At 66.3% G+C, this 17,568-nt stretch carries 18 protein-coding genes and 1 tRNA gene; 14 read left to right on the plus strand and 5 right to left on the minus strand.

The genetic code is table 11. The features are described 5' to 3' along the window. The 11 genes from NY1_RS27825 to NY1_RS27875 form a co-directional block, all read left to right on the plus strand. Positions 1–757 (plus strand): TIGR02234 family membrane protein (locus NY1_RS27825; RefSeq protein WP_233434518.1); only part of this gene is annotated, 757 nt, incomplete at its 5' end. Between the two features lie 150 nt (positions 758–907). After that, entirely contained in the window at positions 908–1,726 is an 819-nt protein-coding gene (gene trpC, locus NY1_RS27830; RefSeq protein WP_067719651.1) for an indole-3-glycerol phosphate synthase TrpC, read from the plus strand. Between the two features lie 8 nt (positions 1,727–1,734). Beyond that, a complete protein-coding gene (gene trpB / locus NY1_RS27835; RefSeq protein ID WP_067719653.1) occupies positions 1,735–3,015 on the plus strand; it encodes a tryptophan synthase subunit beta in 1,281 nt (426 codons plus the stop codon). Beyond that, complete coding sequence (trpA, locus tag NY1_RS27840; protein WP_067719656.1) at positions 3,012–3,812, plus strand: tryptophan synthase subunit alpha; 801 nt, start codon at positions 3,012–3,014, stop codon at positions 3,810–3,812. The genes trpB and trpA overlap by 4 nt, the downstream gene beginning before the upstream one ends. A gap of 183 nt (positions 3,813–3,995) precedes the next feature. Beyond that, the gene (gene glpT / locus NY1_RS27845; RefSeq protein WP_067720038.1) at positions 3,996–5,360 is read left to right on the plus strand and encodes a glycerol-3-phosphate transporter; all 1,365 of its coding nucleotides are present in this window, start codon (positions 3,996–3,998) and stop codon (positions 5,358–5,360) included. Positions 5,361–5,427: 67 nt separating this feature from the next. Continuing rightward, entirely contained in the window at positions 5,428–6,558 is a 1,131-nt protein-coding gene (gene lgt, locus NY1_RS27850) for a prolipoprotein diacylglyceryl transferase (protein ID WP_084535427.1), read from the plus strand. A gap of 45 nt (positions 6,559–6,603) precedes the next feature. Next, positions 6,604–7,083, plus strand: coding sequence for a TM2 domain-containing protein (locus tag NY1_RS27855; RefSeq protein WP_067719659.1), 480 nt, complete (start codon positions 6,604–6,606; stop codon positions 7,081–7,083). 202 nt (positions 7,084–7,285) lie between these two features. Next, positions 7,286–8,041 carry a transporter substrate-binding domain-containing protein gene (locus NY1_RS45430; protein WP_067720041.1) on the plus strand — a complete coding sequence of 252 codons (756 nt, stop codon included), beginning with the start codon at positions 7,286–7,288 and terminating at the stop codon, positions 8,039–8,041. 6 nt (positions 8,042–8,047) lie between these two features. Next, entirely contained in the window at positions 8,048–8,746 is a 699-nt protein-coding gene (locus NY1_RS45435; protein ID WP_067719661.1) for an amino acid ABC transporter permease, read from the plus strand. Between the two features lie 222 nt (positions 8,747–8,968). Further along, entirely contained in the window at positions 8,969–10,390 is a 1,422-nt protein-coding gene (gene pyk, locus NY1_RS27870; protein ID WP_084535429.1) for a pyruvate kinase, read from the plus strand. A gap of 13 nt (positions 10,391–10,403) precedes the next feature. Next, positions 10,404–11,318 (plus strand): acyl-CoA thioesterase, encoded by a 915-nt coding sequence (locus NY1_RS27875; protein WP_067720046.1) that lies wholly within the window; start codon positions 10,404–10,406, stop codon positions 11,316–11,318. Between the two features lie 111 nt (positions 11,319–11,429). Here the strand turns inward: NY1_RS27875 and NY1_RS27880 are convergent, their stop codons facing one another. The 4 genes from NY1_RS27880 to bla all read right to left on the minus strand — a co-directional run bounded on the left by NY1_RS27880 (position 11,430) and on the right by bla (position 14,257). Then, positions 11,430–11,792 carry a hypothetical protein gene (locus NY1_RS27880; RefSeq protein WP_233035876.1) on the minus strand — a complete coding sequence of 121 codons (363 nt, stop codon included), beginning with the start codon at positions 11,790–11,792 and terminating at the stop codon, positions 11,430–11,432. 168 nt (positions 11,793–11,960) lie between these two features. Further along, entirely contained in the window at positions 11,961–12,656 is a 696-nt protein-coding gene (locus NY1_RS27885; RefSeq protein ID WP_084535431.1) for an arsenate reductase/protein-tyrosine-phosphatase family protein, read from the minus strand. A gap of 51 nt (positions 12,657–12,707) precedes the next feature. Beyond that, positions 12,708–13,367: a monooxygenase family protein gene (locus NY1_RS27890; protein WP_084535433.1), complete on the minus strand. Its 660-nt coding sequence runs from the start codon at positions 13,365–13,367 to the stop codon at positions 12,708–12,710. Between the two features lie 86 nt (positions 13,368–13,453). Further along, entirely contained in the window at positions 13,454–14,257 is an 804-nt protein-coding gene (gene bla / locus NY1_RS27895) for a class A beta-lactamase (protein WP_233434519.1), read from the minus strand. A 280-nt stretch (positions 14,258–14,537) separates the two neighbouring features. Between bla and NY1_RS27900 the strand changes: the two genes are divergently transcribed. From NY1_RS27900 to NY1_RS27910, 3 genes are all read left to right on the plus strand, one after another. Further along, positions 14,538–15,272, plus strand: a complete 735-nt coding sequence (locus NY1_RS27900; RefSeq protein WP_067719667.1) for a hypothetical protein — start codon at positions 14,538–14,540, stop codon at positions 15,270–15,272. A gap of 237 nt (positions 15,273–15,509) precedes the next feature. Further along, positions 15,510–16,193, plus strand: a complete 684-nt coding sequence (locus NY1_RS27905; protein WP_067719669.1) for a pentapeptide repeat-containing protein — start codon at positions 15,510–15,512, stop codon at positions 16,191–16,193. A 358-nt stretch (positions 16,194–16,551) separates the two neighbouring features. Continuing rightward, the gene (locus NY1_RS27910; RefSeq protein WP_067719672.1) at positions 16,552–17,160 is read left to right on the plus strand and encodes a hypothetical protein; all 609 of its coding nucleotides are present in this window, start codon (positions 16,552–16,554) and stop codon (positions 17,158–17,160) included. Positions 17,161–17,280: 120 nt separating this feature from the next. Here the strand turns inward: NY1_RS27910 and NY1_RS27915 are convergent. Then, positions 17,281–17,367 (minus strand) — tRNA-Leu (locus NY1_RS27915). Positions 17,368–17,568: the final 201 nt, after the last annotated feature.

The following is a 17,568-nucleotide window of genomic DNA, read 5'->3' on the forward strand; positions in this document are numbered from 1 at the left end:
GGCGCAGGCCGCAGCTGATGCGCGGGCCGCCGAGGCGGACGCGGCCAAGGCTGGGCGCAGGCCCATCGTGCCGGTGGTACTGCTCGCGCTCGCGGCGGTGCTGTTGTGGGGGTCTTCGCGGATGACGTGGGCCAGCCTCGAGATCACCAGTGATTACGGGCTGCCGCGGACGAAGGATCTCGACGGCGGGGTGTGGTTCGGCGCCCTGACGCCATTGGCGCTGGTTTTCCTGGCCACCATCGCGGCCGTCTTCGCCACGCACGGCTGGGCCAGGCGCGGCATCGGCGTGGTGGTCGCGGTGCTGGCCGCTGTCGCGGCGGTGCCGGGGTACGCCCTGTTGGTCGGGCGTGGGGAGACCGCCGACCGGGCGGCACGGCTGGCCGAATTGCACGGTGGCGACCATGCGGGGGCGGTGACGACCTCGACATTGCCCGCCGTGTTGTCTCTCGCGGGCGCGGTGGCCGCGTTCCTCGCCGGGCTGCTGCTGGTCCGGACGTCGGCGGGCGCGCCCAAGATGTCCGGCAAGTACGACAATCCGGCCAAACGGAAGCTGTCGGCGGCCGAGCAGGTCGCCGAGCATCACGTGCGTTCGCAGCAGGCCGAATCCGGGTCGCCGCAAGGCGGTGAACAGCAGCTTTCCGGCCGCGTGCTGTGGGATGCGCTCGACGAAGGCGTCGATCCGACCGATATCGAAACCAATACCCCTGCCGCACACGATGATCCAGGTAGCGGGGACGCGGGTCACCACGCCCGCTGAGCAGGTGGGGGACCGGAACCCGGTCGCCCGGACAGACCCGGCGTCAAGCACGGGAACATAGCCATTTACTCTTTATCAGCATCGGTGAGACAGCGCCTGGGGGGATTTCTCAGGCAGCAAGTCCGTCTCCCCAGAAAGGATTCGAGCCAGATGACGGTACTCGACTCGATTCTCGACGGGGTCCGCGCGGATGTGGCCGCGCGCGAAGCCCTCCTGGACTTCCAGGCTGTGAAGGCCGCCGCCGCCAAGGCCCCTTCCCCGCGTGACGCCAAGGCCGCGTTGCACGCGGACGGTATCGGCGTCATCGCCGAGGTGAAGCGGGCCAGCCCCTCCAAGGGCGCGCTCGCGGACATCCCGAACCCCGCCGACCTGGCCCGCGCCTACGAGGACGGCGGCGCCCGCATCATCAGCGTGCTGACCGAGCAGCGCCGCTTCGGCGGTTCCCTCGCCGATCTGGACGCCGTGCGCGCCGCGGTCGACATCCCGGTCCTGCGCAAGGACTTCATCGTCGGCCCGTACCAGATCCACGAGGCCCGTGCACACGGTGCGGATGTCATCCTCCTGATCGTGGCCGCGCTCGAGCAGGCCGTGCTGGAGTCTCTCATCGATCGCGCCGAATCGCTCGGGATGACCGCGCTGGTCGAGGTGCACACCGAAGAGGAAGCCGACCGCGCCCTGCTGGCCGGCGCCAGCGTGATCGGCGTGAACGCCCGCAATCTGAAGACCCTCGAGGTGGATCGCGACGTGTTCTCGCGTATCGCCCCCGGTCTGCCCAGCGAGATCATCCGTGTGGCCGAGTCCGGCATTCGCGGCACCGCGGACCTGCTGGCCTACGCCGGTGCGGGCGCGGACGCCGTGCTCGTCGGCGAGGGCCTGGTCACCAGCGGTGACCCGCGCGCCGCGGTGGCCGAACTGGTCACCGCCGGAACCCATCCCTCCTGCCCGAAGCCGGTCCGGCGGGGCCGGTGAAAGAGCCGATGACACAGACGAACATCCCCGGTAAGAACACCCTCGGCCTGCCCGAGGCCAGTGCGGGCGTCGCGCACAAGAGCGCGCACGAACCGGATACCGGCGGCCATTTCGGCGTCTACGGCGGCCGCCACGTGCCCGAGGCGCTGATGGCCGTGATCGAAGAGGTCACCGCCGAATACGAGAAGGTGCGGCTGGACCCGGGCTTCCTGGGCGAACTGGACCGCCTGCAGCGCGACTACACCGGCCGTCCCTCGCCGGTGTTCGAATGCAAGAACCTGGCCCCGCACGCGGGCGGCGCGCGCATCCTGCTGAAGCGGGAAGACCTGAACCACACCGGATCTCACAAGATCAACAACGTGCTGGGCCAGGTGCTGCTCGCCAAGCGCATGGGCAAGACCCGCATCATCGCCGAGACCGGCGCGGGCCAGCACGGCGTCGCCACCGCCACCGCGTGCGCGCTGCTCGGCCTGGAATGCATCATCTACATGGGCGCGGTCGACACCGTGCGCCAGCAGCTGAACGTGGCCCGCATGCGGCTGCTCGGCGCCGAAGTCGTCAGCGTGACAACGGGTTCGCAGACGCTCAAGGACGCCATCAACGAGGCGCTGCGCGACTGGGTCACCAATGCCGACCGCACCTACTACTGCTTCGGCACCGCCGCGGGCCCGCACCCGTTCCCGCTCATGGTGCGCGACTTCCAGCGCATCATCGGCCTGGAGGCGCGCGAGCAGGTGCAGGCCATGACCGGCCGCCTGCCCGATGCCGTAACCGCTTGCGTCGGTGGCGGTTCCAATGCCATCGGCATCTTCCACGCCTTCATCGACGATCCGTCGGTGCGTCTGATCGGCTACGAGGCCGCGGGCGACGGCGTCGAAACCGGCCGCCACGCCGCCACTTTCACCGGCGGCTCGCCCGGCGCGTTCCAGGGCGCGTACTCGTACCTGCTGCAGGACGAGGACGGGCAGACCATCGAATCGCATTCCATCTCCGCGGGTCTGGACTACCCGGGCGTCGGCCCGGAGCACGCCTACCTCAAGGACCGGGGCCGGGCCGAGTACTACCCGATCACCGATACCGAGGCCATGGACGCGCTCATGCTGCTGAGCCGCAGCGAGGGCATCATCCCGGCCGTCGAGTCCGCGCACGCGGTCGCCGGCGCGCTGAAGCTGGGCCGGGAACTGGGCGAGGGCAAGATCATCGTGGTGAACCTGTCCGGTCGCGGCGACAAGGACATGGACACCGCCGCCCGCTGGTTCGGGCTCTTCGACAAGGAGGCCGAGGCGTGAGCCAGCAGTCCCGTCTCGCCAATACCTTTGCCGCGGCCCGCGAGGAGAACCGCGCGGCGCTCATCGGCTACCTGCCGGCCGGTTACCCGGACCTGCAGGGCTCCATCGACGTGTGCCGCACCATGGTCGAATCCGGTTGCGACATCATCGAAGTCGGCGTCGCCTACTCCGATCCGGTGATGGACGGCCCGACCATCCAGCGCGCCGCCGAACAGGCCCTGGCCGGCGGCGTGCGGGTGCGCGACGTGTTCAAGGTCGTGGAGGCCATCTCCCAGGCCGGCGGCAAGGCCGTGGTCATGACCTACTGGAATCCGGTGCTGAAGTACGGCGTCGAACCCTTCTCCCGCGATCTCGCGGCGGCGGGCGGCCTCGGGCTCATCACGCCGAACCTGATTCCGGAGGAGGCCGACGACTGGTTCATCGCCTCGTCCACCCACAATCTGGATCGCATCTTCCTGGTCGCGCCGTCCTCCACCGAGGAGCGCCTGGTCAAGACCCTGGAAGCTTCGCGCGGATTCGTCTACGCCGCCTCCACCATGGGTGTGACCGGCGCCCGTGACGCGGTATCGGACATGGCTCCGGCGCTGTGCGCCCGGGTGCGCGCGCATTCCGACATCCCGATCGGCGTCGGCCTGGGTGTGCGCAATGGCGCGCAGGCCGCCGAGATCGCTTCCTACGCGGACGGCGTCATCGTCGGTTCGGCGCTGGTGAGCGCCGCCGCCGAGGGCCTGGGCGCGGTCGCGAAGCTGACCGAGGAGCTCGCCCACGGCGTGCGCTCGGCGGGCGTCGCCTCGTAATTCCCCGAACGGCAAGGGCGCGTATCGAACTCGATACGCGCCCTTTTCGTATTCCGGAGAATGGCCTGTGGCTACTGTTTGGCTAACTAATGAAAATGGTCGAATTCGTTTGTCAAGCATGCTTTATCGCCCTTAACCGTGCGATTTGAGAAGGTGCTGAGAAGTTAGTTAATGTTCAGCAATATGTTGAGCATTCTCGCACCCGCCCCTCACAAGGAGCGGTTGCCCGACAACGAGGTCGATCCGCTCTACAAGCGGATGCGCTGGCAGATCTTCATCGGCATCTTCTTCGGGTATGCCGCGTACTACCTGGTTCGCAAGAACTTCGCGCTGGCCATCCCGTACCTCACCGACGGCGAGCACGGCGACTACTCCAAAGGCCAGATGGGCCTGGTGCTTTCGGCCATCTCGCTGTCCTACGGCATCTCCAAGTTCGTGATGGGGCTGATCTCCGACCGCTCCAATCCGCGCGTCTTCCTGCCGCTGGGCCTGGTGCTGTCAGCGAGCGTCATGCTCTTCATGGGCTTCGTGGAATGGTCCACCTCCAGCGTGCTGATCATGTTCGTGCTGCTGTTCGTCTGCGGCTGGTTCCAGGGCATGGGCTGGCCGCCGTCCGGGCGCACCATGGTGCACTGGTGGTCGCAGAAGGAACGCGGCGGCATCGTCTCGGTGTGGAACACCGCGCACAATGTCGGCGGCGGCCTGCCGCCGCTGCTGTTCCTGATCGGCATGGCCTGGTTCCACGACTGGCGTTCGGCGTTCTACATGCCGGCGTTCCTGGCCATCGCGGTGGCGATCTTCGCGTACTTCATGATGCGCGACACCCCGCAGTCGGTGGGGCTGCCGCCGATCGAGGAGTACAAGAACGACTATCCGCCGGACTATTCGGCCAAGGACGAGCAGGAACTCACCGCCAAGCAGATCTTCCGGCAGTACATCCTGCCCAACAAGCTGCTCTGGTACATCGCGTTCGCGAACGTCTTCGTCTACCTGCTGCGCTACGGCGTGCTGGACTGGTCGCCGACCTATCTCAAAGAGGTCAAGCATTTCACCCTGGACAAGTCCTCGTGGGCGTACTTCCTCTACGAGTACGCGGGCATTCCGGGCACGCTGCTGGCGGGCTGGATGTCGGACAAGGTGTTTCGCGGTAATCGCGGCGCCACGGGCGTGTTCTTCATGGGCCTGGTGACGGTCGCGGTCATCGTGTTCTGGATGGCTCCGGCGGACTCGCCCGGCATCAGCATGGCCTGCATGATCGTCATCGGCTTCCTGATCTACGGACCGGTCATGTTGATCGGCCTGCACGCCCTGGAACTGGTGTCGAAGAAGGCGGCCGGTTCGGCGGCAGGCTTCACCGGCCTGTTCGGCTACCTCGGCGGCTCGGTCGCGGCCAGCGCCGTAATCGGTTACACCGTCGACCATTTCGGCTGGAACGGCGGTTTCGCGATTCTCATCGGCGGCGGCATCGGAGCGGTGCTGTTGCTGATCCTGACCATGGTCAGCGAGAAGGAGCACAAGGAACAACTGGAACTGGTGGAGGCGCGCTAGTGGCGGCGAGTCGCGGCGTGGCGATGGGCAGCGGCGCTCTCGGACAAGATTCCAGTACGGTGGGCGCGTGACCTTACGAGCCCTTGCCGAGAGCACCGGCGCCGACGTTCTGGCCTACATTCCCAGCCCCGCCCGCGGCGTCTGGTACCTCGGACCTTTCCCGCTGCGGGCGTACGCGCTGTGCATCATCATCGGCATCGTCGCGGCCATCTGGCTGGGGGAGAAGCGCTGGCAGGCGCGCGGCGGACAGGCCGGCATGGTCCTGGACGTCGCCATGTTCGCGGTGCCGTTCGGTCTTATCGGCGGGCGGCTGTACCACGTGGCCACCGACTGGGAGAAGTACTTCGGGCCCGGCGGGCGCCCGGGCGACTTCTGGAAGGTGTGGCAGGGCGGTCTCGGCATCTGGGGCGCGGTGGCGCTGGGCGCGTTCGGCGCCTGGATCGCCTGCCGCATGTACCGAATCCCGTTGCCCGCCTTCGGTGATGCGGTGGCGCCCGGCATTCTGCTGGCGCAGGCCATCGGGCGGCTCGGCAACTACTTCAACCAGGAGCTCTACGGCCGCGAGACCACCCTGCCGTGGGGTCTGGAGATCTACGAGCGGTATTCCGGCGCCACCCCGGACATGATGAACGGCACCTCGTCCGGCGTGATCATCAAGATCGTGCAGCCCACCTTCCTGTACGAGATGGTGTGGAATCTGCTCGGCGTGGCGGTGCTGCTGTATCTGGATCGCAAGTTCCGGATCGGGCACGGGCGGCTGTTCGCGCTGTACGTGGCGATCTACTGCTTCGGGCGGTTCTTCGTCGAACTGCTGCGCGATGACGAGGCCACCCACATCGCGGGCATCCGCATCAACTCCTTCACCTCCGCGGTCGTATTCCTCTGCGCCGTCGCGTATTTCGTGTTCGCCACCAAGGGCCGGGAGACGCCGGAGCAACTGCGGCCGGGCATCGAGCGGCCGTGGCCGTGGCAGCTGGGCGCGCTGCGCGCCTTCGGGGCGGCGGGCACGGTGGCATCCGAACCGGCGGGTCCGGCGGCATCCGAACCGGAGGCCGACTCCGAATCACCGTCCGACGGCAACGAATCCGGCGAGCCCGGCGATAACACCGCAGAATCCGGCGATTCCGAGCCGGTGGCGAAGGACGATGTGAAACTCGACAAGACGGACAAGGTCGACTCGGGCAAGAATGACTCCTGACCACCCGGTATCGGGCTGACCGGCCCGGCGTTTCAGGAGGATCGAGTGACCGACCCGTTCAACAAACAGCCCGAACAGGGCCCGCAGTACGGCGCGCCCGGCACGGGCCCGCAGTACGGTCAGCCGCAGCAGCCCTACGAGCAGCCGCAGTTCGACCAGCAGCAGCCCTACGGCGCGCAGCCGCAGCCCCAGTACGGTCAGCCGCAGTACGGCCAGCAGCCCTACGGCGCACCGGGTTACGGTCAGCCCACGCCCTACGGCGCGGATCCGGAGGCGCCCTTCGGCCGCAATGTGTTCGGCGTTCCGTACTCGGACAAGAGCAAGCTGACCGCGGGCCTGCTGCAGATCTTCCTGGGCGGCTTCGGCATCGGCCGCTTCTACCTGGGCTACAGCACCATCGGCGTGCTGCAGCTCGTCGTCACCATCGTCACCTGCGGTATCGGCAGCATCTGGGGCCTGGTCGACGGCATTCTGATCCTCGTCGACAAGGTGCCGGACCCGCAGGGCCGCCCGCTCAAGGACTAGCGCCGGGCGCGCGACACACCGACTTCGGGCGGGCACCACCGGGCAGGGCGGTGCCCGCCCGCCGCTATCATCACCACCGGAAAACGCGCAAGGTTTACGCGCGACGTGAGCATTGTCGTGCCGAGTGGTCGGATTGTGGCGTACCCTTTGCCGGTTGTTTGTCGCGTGGTCGTACCACGCTCGAGGAGAGGTGTTCCCCGCCGTGCGTCGTCGTAAGCTCTTCGCCGCCCTGGCCGCCGTCGTGGTGGCCGCCGGTATCACCGCCTGCAGCAGCAGCTCCGACTCCGACACCCTGAAGGTCGGCACCGAGGGCACCTACTCGCCGTTCAGCTACAAGGAGAACGGCGAACTCACCGGGTACGACATCGAGGTCATCAAGGCCGTCGGCGACAAGATCGGTCGCAAGGTCGAGTTCGTCACCACCACCTGGGATTCCATCTTCGCCGGTCTGGAAGCCAAGCGCTTCGACCTGGTCGCCAATCAGGTGACGGTGAATCCCGAACGCACGCAGAAGTATTCGCTCTCGGACCCGTACACCACCTCCGAGGGCGTCATCGTCACCAAGACCGGCGACTCCTCCATCCACGCGCTCGCCGACCTGAACGGCAAGAACTGCGCGCAGTCCTCCACCAGCAACTGGTCCAAGGTCGCCTCCGGCGCGGGCTGCAAGGTGGACAGCGTCGAGGGCTTCGTGCAGGCCGTGCAGCTGCTGAAGACCGGCCGCGTGAACGCCACCGTCAACGACACCCTCGCGGTGAACGAGTACATCAAGAAGAACGGCACCGGCGATGTGCAGGTGGGCGGCAAGACCGGTGAGATCAGCAAGATGGCCTTCGCCGCGCGCAAGGATTCCCAGGACCTGACCGACAAGATCAACAAGGCGCTCGGCGAGCTGCGTGCCGACGGGACCCTGGCCAAGATCTCCGAGAAGTACTTCGGAACCGACGTCAGCAAGTAACCCGATATGCCGATCGCGCTGAGCGACACCCTGGCTCTCGACGACGCGACCTGGTCGCTGATCCGGGAGAACCTGTGGCCGATGCTGAAGGCCACCGTCGAGATGACGCTGCCGCTCACCGCGATCAGCTTCGTCATCGGCCTGGCCATCGCCGTATTCGTGGCGCTGGCCCGGATGTCGAAGATGTGGCCGGTGCAGGCGGCGGCCCGCTTCTACATCTCGATTATTCGCGGCACGCCGCTGCTGCTGCAGCTGTTCATCATCTTCTACGGCCTGCCGAATCTCGGGATCGTCTTCGACCCGTTCCCGGCGGCGGTCATCGCCTTCAGCCTCAATGTCGGCGGGTACGGCGCGGAAATCGTTCGTGCCGCCATCCTTTCGGTCGCCGAGGGGCAATGGGAGGCGTCCTACGCGGTCGGCATGAGCCACGCGCAGGCGTTGCGGCTGGTCATCCTCCCGCAAGCCTCGCGCATCGCGGTGCCGCCGCTGTCCAACACCCTCATCTCTCTGGTGAAGGACACCTCGCTCGCCTCCACCATCACCGTGACCGAGTTGCTGAGAACTGCCCAGGACGCCGCCGCGCCGACCTTCGACTTCTTCTGGCTCTACACCGTGGCCGCCGCTTACTACTGGGTGATCTGCCTGATTCTGGGTTTCGGGCAGAGCCGCCTGGAGACCCGCCTCGCCCGTCACGTAGCCCGTTGACCCAGTAGTTCGTGGCGCGTCTCGTTCTGGACTGACGGAGCGGGGGAGCGAAGCGGAGGAGCGGAGGAGGGAAGAACGAGACATACAGCGCCACGAACCCGCCGGAGCGAAGCGGAGGCAAATAGGCACTGACCCGGTGTTTGCTGAACAGCAGGTGTATATCTTTCGCGACAGCCCGTGCCCGTTCAGCGGGACGAATGTCACAGGTCTAGGGTTGTTCTCGTGATGCGACGAACGAAGATTGTGTGCACTCTCGGGCCGGCTGTGTCGTCCGAGGACCGTATTCGTGAACTCGTCGAGAGCGGCATGGACGTGGCGCGGCTGAATTTCAGCCACGGCGAGCACTCCGATCACGCCGAGAACTACAAGAAGGTGCGTCAGGCCAGCGATCTGCTCGGCCGCGCCGTCGGCATTCTCGCCGACCTGCAGGGACCGAAGATCCGTTTGGGACGGTTCATCGAAGGCAAGACGGTGTGGGCTACCGGAGAGGAAATCCGGATCACCGTCGACGATATCGAGGGCACCCACGATCGCGTCTCGACCACCTACAAGCAGCTCGCGGAAGATGCCAAGCCGGGTGACCGGCTGCTCGTCGACGACGGCAAGGTCGGCCTGACGGTCGAACGCGTGGACGGCAACGACGTCGTCTGCCGCGTGACCGAAGGCGGACCGGTCTCCAACAACAAGGGCGTCTCGCTGCCCGGCATGGACGTGTCGGTTCCGGCCTTGTCGGAGAAGGACATCGAGGATCTGGAGTTCGCCCTCAAACTGGGCGTGGACTTCATCGCGCTGTCCTTCGTGCGATCGCCCTCCGATGTCGAACTCGTGCACGAGGTGATGGACCGGGTCGGCCGGCGGGTGCCGGTGGTGGGCAAGCTCGAAAAGCCGGAGGCCATCGACAATTTGGAGGCCATCGTGCTGGCCTTCGACGCCATCATGGTGGCGCGCGGCGACCTCGGCGTGGAACTGCCGCTCGAGCAGGTTCCGCTGGTGCAGAAGCGCGCCGTGCAGATGGCGCGCGAGAACGCCAAGCCGGTCATCGTGGCCACCCAGATGCTGGAATCGATGATCACCAACTCGCGCCCGACCCGCGCCGAGGCCTCCGACGTGGCCAATGCGGTGCTCGACGGCGCGGACGCGGTCATGCTCTCCGGTGAGACCTCGGTCGGCGACTACCCGATCGAAGCGGTGCGGACCATGGCGCGCATCGTGCACGCCGTGGAATCCGAATCCTCCACCCGGGTGCCGCCGCTGACCCACGTGCCCCGCACCAAGCGCGGCGTCATCTCCTACGCTGCCCGCGATATCGGCGAGCGTCTCAATGCCAAAGCGCTGGTTGCCTTCACGCAGTCCGGCGACACCGTGCGCCGCCTCGCGCGCCTGCACACCCCGCTGCCGCTGCTCGCCTTCACCCCGCAGGCCGAGATCCGCAGCCAGCTCGCTTTGACATGGGGCACCGAAACGTTCATCGTTCCTCCGGTGAAGGACACCGACGAGATGATCCATCAGGTCGACAACGCCCTGCTGGCCATCGGGAGGTATCACAAGGGTGACCTCGTGGTCATCGTGGCGGGCTCCCCGCCGGGTACCGTCGGTTCCACCAACCTGATTCACGTGCATCGCATCGGCGAGGAGGACCACTAGGGTGAGTGCGTCACTGGGCGCGGAGCCGTCCGCGGAGTCCGTAGCGGACCCCGAGGGGACCGGTCTATCCGACGATCTCCGGGTCCTGCTGCGGATCCTGGATCTGGCGGAAGAGGGCCCCGACATCTTCATCGGGCAGCATCCCGAGAAGGTGTGGAGCCGGACCTTCGGCGGCCAGCTGGTCGCGCAGGCGATCGTCGCCGCGGGCCGGACCGTCGGACCCGAGCGCCCGGTGCACGCCGTCAACGCGCATTTCGTGCGCGGCGGCGATACCAAGAAGCCGATCGAATACCACGTCGACCGGCACCGCGACGGGCGCTCGTTCGCCAATCGCACGGTCACGGCCTACCAGGACGGACAGGAACTGTTCGTCATGCTGGCGGCCTTCCAGGACTACGGCAAGGGGCTCGAGCACGGGACCCCGCTGCCGGAGGTGGCGGATCCGGAAGGGCTGCCGCGCGTGGAGGAGTCGTTCGCCGGGCTGGAAGACAAGCTCGAAATGTTCGTCAACGCACCGCATCCCATCGATATGCGGTACACCAACGACCCGGCCTGGATCATGAAGGGCAAGGGCGAGAGCCTGGACTACAACCGGGTGTGGATGCGGACCGACGGGCCGCTGCCCGAGGATCCGATCATTCACGTTGCGGCGCTGGCGTATTCGTCCGACACCACGGTGCTGGATTCGATCATCACCACGCACGGGCTGTCGTGGGGGCACGACCGGATCCTGGCGGCGACGGTGAACCATTCCATCTGGTTCCATCGGCCGTTCCGGTTCGACGACTGGTCGCTGTACGCGACGGAATCGCCGGTAGCGGCGGGGTCGCGCGGACTGGCGCGCGGGCATTTCTACTCGCGCGGCGGGGATCTGCTGGCGACCACGGTGCAGGAAGGCGTGATCCGGCACTTCCCGGCGCGCCGCTGAGTCTCTTTCCGAATCTCGCGGGTCACGCTGACAAGGCGTGGCCCGCGTTGTTCTTCATCCTCCGCGCCACCGGCCCGCATCCATCAGGATGCGGGCCGCATCCGTTTTGCGTCAGATGAGTTCCCGGTTCTCTTCGAGTTCGAAGTTCTCCCGTTGCAGCGCGTGCACGATGTACGGGATGGGTTCGTCCGCCGAGAGACCGAGGATCAGCTGCTGTTCCAGCTTGGCGATCCCGGCTTTGGTAAGCTGCCGGGCCTCGCCGACGAGGGAGAGGGCGATCTCGTACGTTCGCCGGTCCCCGGGCTCGTCGTCCGGATTGTCCAGACGCCATTGGGTTTCCAAGACGGTATGCGTCGGATCATCGCATTCGACCGGAAGCGTGAACCTCCAGGCGAAGATATCCCGATCCGCCACATGGTCGTCGACAATGCGGCACACCGTCTGAACGACATGATCGAGAGTCTGCGGTGTCACGTAAACATGGAGCGAAACATCCGAAATTCGTTTCGGCATGTCCTTGATCCTGTTCCTGTGTCGAACCACCGGCCGGCGGTGGTGTTCCGCGCGGAAGTGTAGCTCTTTACCGGACCAAGCGGGCAGACAGGTGCATTGACACGCAGGGTTTCGTTGCGACTTCGATGCCTAGTGCGCCGAAGTTCCGGTGCGCGAAGCATGTTGGGCGCCCGGCGCGCCCGCCGGTCCGACCGGTTTGCCCGGCTGGGCGGGTTTGCCGGATTGTCCACGGCCGCCGGGCAGTACGAGCAATTGCGGGCGCTGATCGCCGCCCTCGCCCCGGGGATCGATGGTGGCCTGCGGGTGCTGATGGGCGTGCAGCGCGAGCAGCAGCGGCACCAGGGCTTCGGCGATGCGATCGCCGACCTCGCAGAACGCCTGCGCGGACAGCCCCACCGGATCGGAGATGTTCTCCCGGCCCACATAGGCGAGATCGTCACGGGCGGCGTGCAATCCGACCACCGTGCGGGCGCCGCTGACCTTGGCGATGCGGTAGGCCTCGAGCAGGGTGAAGGTGCGGGGGAGGGCTTCGGGCACCAGCTCGCGCACCTGGTCGCGGAGTTTGTCGGTCATGGTGAGCACCAGGTCGGCGCGGTGCACCATTTCGGGTTTGAGGCGGCGGGCCTTGAAATTGCCCGGATCGCCGCCGAGCCCGGTGATGGTCTGCGCGGCAAGCGGTTCCACCGGGAAACCGACCAGTGCGCGCACGCCGGCGCTTTCGGCCGATAGGTCATCGAGTCCGTGGTCGGCGGCCACCGCGAGGGTCAGTCGTTCGGCAATGACGGACCGGCAAACGTTTCCGCTGCACACGAACAGCACATGCATGGGCACAACGTATGCCCTTCGTGTTTTGTTCGAAACGCTTCCGTGACCGGATCACACCTTTTGACCGGGATGTTCATGATGCGGTCGGGTGTCGGACGCATGCTGTTCGCTATTGCGTACCGATTGGTCCAAGGGGCAACATGTCAACGCCCCTGGAATGTGAGCATGCAGGTTCGCGCTCAGCAAATCAATAGCGGGCGTGAATAGGTTCGATTCGTAGAGTTCCGACTCCTCGACCACGGGCGCGATTTCGGTGCGCGCGCCGTGCACCCGGCCGCGCGTGGAGAACAGCCGCCCGCGCGCCGGGACCATCGGCGCGAACTTCGCCAGTCCCGCACCGGGACCCATATCGTCGTACACCGAATCGATGCCGCCGCGGGCGAAATACGCCTCGTGCCAGAAACCGGTGCCGCCCGAATCCTTCAGGAACTGCTGCCACCAGATGCGGTGCGGTTCCGAACGGGTCCAGCGCTCCAGGCTTTCCAGATCCCGCCAGTACTGCCGGGCGCCCCAATGCGGCGGGAACATCGACCACACGATGTCCTCGTGCGCGAGCAGACCGTCCGGGCGATCGTGATGGGACCGATACAGTTTGGGCCCCACCCCGAGCAGCCGCAGTATTCCTTTGGGTTTGCGGACCCGCATACCCAGCAGAATCACCACCAGATCCGGATATTCCGAAAGATCGGCCGTCACCCTGTGCACCCGCATCGGCGACCTCCCAAGATTTCGTCGCTTTGCCGGGTTGTACGAGTAGCCGGGGTGAACGGTTCGAAACATCGGTGGATCAGTCGGTATCAGTTCAGCATCGACACCACCGCGCGGGTGGCATCGGCCAGCAATGCGTTGTCGGCCTTGGTGTCGGCTCCCGTTTTGCTGCTCAGCAATGCGATGACGACCGGCACGCCCTTGTCGGTCCAGGTCACGGCCACGTCATTGGCGCCGCCGCGTTCGGTGGTCCCGGTTTTGTCGCCCACCGTCCACCCCTGCGGCAGTCCCGCTCGAATCCGCTGTCCGCCAGTCGTATTCGCGAGCAGCCAGCCCTTCAGCATTTCCCGCTCCGGCTCGCCCAGCGCATTCCCCAGCACCAATTTCTCGTAATCCGCCGCTACCGCCGCCGGTGAAGTGGTGTCCCGTTCGTCGCCCGGCGTATCGGTATTCAACTCGGTTTCCCACCGGTCCAGCCGCGAGACGGAATCGTCCAGCGAACGCAGGAACGCCGTGAATTCGCCCGGTCCGCCCTGCAGCCGCAGAATCAAATTCCCCGCCGTATTGTCGCTGACCGTGATCGCGGCCTGACACAATTCGGCGACCGTCATCCCCGTTTCCACCCGCTGTTCGGCCACCGGCGAATTGGCCACCACCTCGTCCGCCCCGAACCGGATCACCTGATCGAAATACCCGCTCGACAACGGATAGTCCTTCAGCAGCGCCCCGCAAGCCAGCCCCTTGAACGTGGAAGCCATGGCGAACCGCTCCCCGCTCCGATAAGCCACCTCCCGCCCGCTCTTGGTATCCACCGCATAAACCCCCAGCCGCGCCCCGTACTTCTCCTCCAACCCCCGCAACGTCGTTTCCCCCGCCGACCCCGCCCCCGCCATATTCTTCGCCCCCGCGCCCCCCTCACTACTCCCGCACCCCGCCAACGCCGAAACCACCACGAGCCCCGCCGCCAACCCCCGCCACCCGAACCGCATCCGACTCCCTCTCCTAAGCGAACCCATCCGATCGCGCCCCACCCTGCCACACCACTTCCCCTGCCCCACCCCAAGTTTCGATTCCCTGCCCCTCTTCACCGAATCTCCACAACGACCCCCACCCATTCCCACACCCCCTCCCTACCCTCGAAACCCGAACCCCGGCCCCGACAGGGAGACCCACATGCCCGACCCCACCGACTTCACCCGCTGGACCATCGAATTCGAAGCCAGAGCCACCGCCCGCCGCACCGCCGGCGACCCCGACTGGACCCGCCCCACCCACCTGCACCCCGCCATCCTCCGCAGCATCCAACGCTTCCAGGTAGGCGAAAGCGGCGACGGCGCCAACCTCATCACCAAAGCCGACGCCGCCGGCGACCCCACCTACGCCACCGCCGCCCGCCTCTTCGTAGCCGAGGAACAAAACCACGCCCGCCTGCTCGCCCACCTCCTCGCCGCGGCCAACGCCCCGACCATCGACTCCCATTGGACCGATGCCCTCTTCGTCCGTCTCCGCCGGGCGCTGGGCCTCCGCTTGGAGCTCATGACCCTCACGGTCGCCGAGGTCGTGGCGCTGCGCTACTACCGAGCTCTCCGGGATGGCACGTCCGACCTCCTGACTACCCAGGTGGCATCGCTGATCCTGGAGGACGAACGCCGCCACGTCCCGTTCCATTCGCAGCGGCTACGTCAGTCCTTCGCCTCGACACCCCGCCCGCTGTGCATCGTCGTCCACGCGGTCTGGTGGCTTATCCTCGTTGCCGCCGTTCTGGTGGTATCCGCCGACCACGGACCCGCGCTCCGCGAATTGGGTGTATCCCGAGTCCATTTCGCCCGCGATGCGAGTCGTCTGTTTCGAACCATTCTCCGCGGCAACATCACTCGTTCCTCGTCCGAGCTACTCCAGGCCGGATGACGCCGCGGATTCCCTATTCTCAAGGGCAGCAGAAGTTTTCGTGAGATGGGAGTCGTTGTGGGGGGAGCGTCTGTAGCTGGGCGACGTGGCATGGCGGGACGAGGTCGATCGCTGCGCCGGCCCCCGCCCCCGGCGCCACCGGAACCGAGCCCGTCTCCGGATCCGGTGCCGAGCTCACCGACGCGATGGCAGCGCACGCGGCGTCGTTTGCTCACGGTCGCGGTATGGCCGGGCTGGATGAGTTTCACCGCCCTGGTGACGACCGTGGCCGCGGTGGCCGCGCTGTGGTTCACCGGGCAATCCTTGCGCGCCACCAACAATCAGTACGATCTGGCTCAGCAGACGGCGCTGACGGACCGCTTCCAAAAAGCCGCCGAACTGCTCTCCTCCGAGAGCGCGGACACCCGAATCGCCGCCGTCTATCTTTTCGAGCGTTTGATGCAGGATTCCCCGAAGGACCATCCCGTCATCCTGTCGGTGTTGACGTCTTTCCTTCGGACTCGATCGAGCGCAGCCGACTGTGATCGCAAGGCAACGCCCGATGTTCAGGTGGCGCTGACCGTGGTCGGCCGGCGTCAAACCGGTCGCGACACCGAGCGGGTCAACCTCGAAGGTGCCTGCCTGGCTGGTCGAATATTCGCGAACACGCACTTCGCGAAGGCGAGCTTTCGAGGAACGAACCTGGCCGGAGCGATTCTGGACCGGGGCGATCTGGCGGGAGCGGACTTCCTCGAGACCGATCTGAGCAGGTCATCCATCGACGCGACAACTGTGCTGGAGGGTGCCGAGTTCGCCGGCCTCAGTGCCTCGGATCTCACCGGCGCCGACCTGTCCGGTGCGGACCTCACGGGTGTCTATTACGACCGGTCGACTGTTTGGCCCGCTGGATTCACTCCGCCGCCGAGTCGCGGTGCACGATGACGAGCCGCGGAATCCGCGAGATGATCGGACTTCGAGACGGCGACGATCTCGGGGTTACAGTCCCGGTCGCGCCGCCCGGGGGAGGAGTCTCGTGATGTCGCAGTACCTGCCGCTCATCGGAGTGCTCGTGGGCGGACTGCTCACGTTCGCGGGCGGATTCGTCGCGGAGCTCGTGCGCTGGAACTGAAGATTGCCAACGCGAAAGGTGTCTTTCCTGCCCAAAACCCAGGAACCGCAGACCTGCCCGCCTTGCTGCCCTTGCTGACCGAATCCGTGAGACTGCTGCCCGACGGTCGGGAGTTGCCCGGAGGAACTGTGAGAATCGGTTGGTATGAGCCTTGATTGGACGAGTGTTGCCGTGTCGGCCACTACTGCGACGGCGACGCTGGGGGGTGCGGCGCTGACGCAGTTCTTCGGGATCCGGAGCAAGCGGGTCGATGCGCGGTTGCAGAGTGCGGTGCGGGCGGAGGAGATGGCGGAGACGGCGCGGAAGGAGGAGTTGAGCGAAAAGCGTTCCTGTTATGCGGGTCTCAATACTTCCGTGCATTACTTCAGGGCAGTCGCACGCCGATACCTGGCGATGAAAGGCACACCGGACGGGGACGTCGCGAAACTCGAAGCGGCGTGGGAAGCGTTGCGGGAGAACTACGCGCACGCGCAAATGGTGCTGTCCGATCGCGCGCTCGACGTCGCGTCGGAGGTCACCCGGTACGCCGAGGTCGGACATCGGGAGGTCCTGGATGTCGATCCCGCCGATGTCGATCGGGTCGCGCGGATCGAGCGATTTCTCGCCGACGATATGGGGGCCGCCGTGCGGTTGTTGCGCCGGGCGCTGCGGGAGGACGTCGGGATCGCGCCACCCGCGGACGTCGACATCGACGCGCGTCTGATCGACCTGCGGGCGGAGCGGCTGCGCTATCGGGGCCCCGGAGTTCAGGGGCGTCCCGCCCGTTCGGAACAGTGGTGAGGTCGTTGTCGCAAAGACGTTGTCCAGCAGTGGATTCGGTGTAGCACCGGCGTTCGGATGCGGTCGGCCGCGAAATGCGAAGAGGGCCGTCTCGGAAAATTCCGAGACGACCCTCTCGCTTGGTGCCGAGTGTGGGACTCGAACCCACACGTCCTTCCGGACAACGGTTTTTGAGACCGTCGCGTCTGCCAGTTCCGCCAACCCGGCGCACCGGATGGAAAGCATAGCGGGTTCGGGTCGGGAGACCAAAAGGGGGCGGGGACACGCGGGTGACGTTGTGATACTGGTCGGTTTGCGCTGGGTAGATGGGTTGTGTGGGCGGGTGGACGGTACTCTTTGGGTTACTCGGGTGCGTGCCGATCCCACGAGGGTGGCGTCGGACCGGTGGTCTCGGGTGTTGAGTATGCG

This window comes from Nocardia yamanashiensis NBRC 100130 (assembly GCF_001613325.1).
In the GTDB taxonomy this organism is placed as follows: domain Bacteria; phylum Actinomycetota; class Actinomycetes; order Mycobacteriales; family Mycobacteriaceae; genus Nocardia; species Nocardia yamanashiensis.

Excerpts from the sequence above, each read along its gene's own strand:
- trpC (WP_067719651.1), top strand. The coding sequence starts at position 908 with ATGACGGTACTCGACTCGATTCTCGACGGGGTCCGCGCGGATGTGGCC.
- NY1_RS27900 (WP_067719667.1), top strand. The coding sequence starts at position 14,538 with ATGCCCGACCCCACCGACTTCACCCGCTGGACCATCGAATTCGAAGCC.
- bla (WP_233434519.1), bottom strand. The coding sequence starts at position 14,257 with ATGGCGGGGGCGGGGTCGGCGGGGGAAACGACGTTGCGGGGGTTGGAG.
- NY1_RS27905 (WP_067719669.1), top strand. The coding sequence starts at position 15,510 with ATGAGTTTCACCGCCCTGGTGACGACCGTGGCCGCGGTGGCCGCGCTG.
- trpB (WP_067719653.1), top strand. The coding sequence starts at position 1,735 with ATGACACAGACGAACATCCCCGGTAAGAACACCCTCGGCCTGCCCGAG.
- NY1_RS27885 (WP_084535431.1), bottom strand. The coding sequence starts at position 12,656 with ATGCATGTGCTGTTCGTGTGCAGCGGAAACGTTTGCCGGTCCGTCATT.
- NY1_RS45435 (WP_067719661.1), top strand. The coding sequence starts at position 8,048 with ATGCCGATCGCGCTGAGCGACACCCTGGCTCTCGACGACGCGACCTGG.
- glpT (WP_067720038.1), top strand. The coding sequence starts at position 3,996 with ATGTTGAGCATTCTCGCACCCGCCCCTCACAAGGAGCGGTTGCCCGAC.
- NY1_RS27890 (WP_084535433.1), bottom strand. The coding sequence starts at position 13,367 with ATGCGGGTGCACAGGGTGACGGCCGATCTTTCGGAATATCCGGATCTG.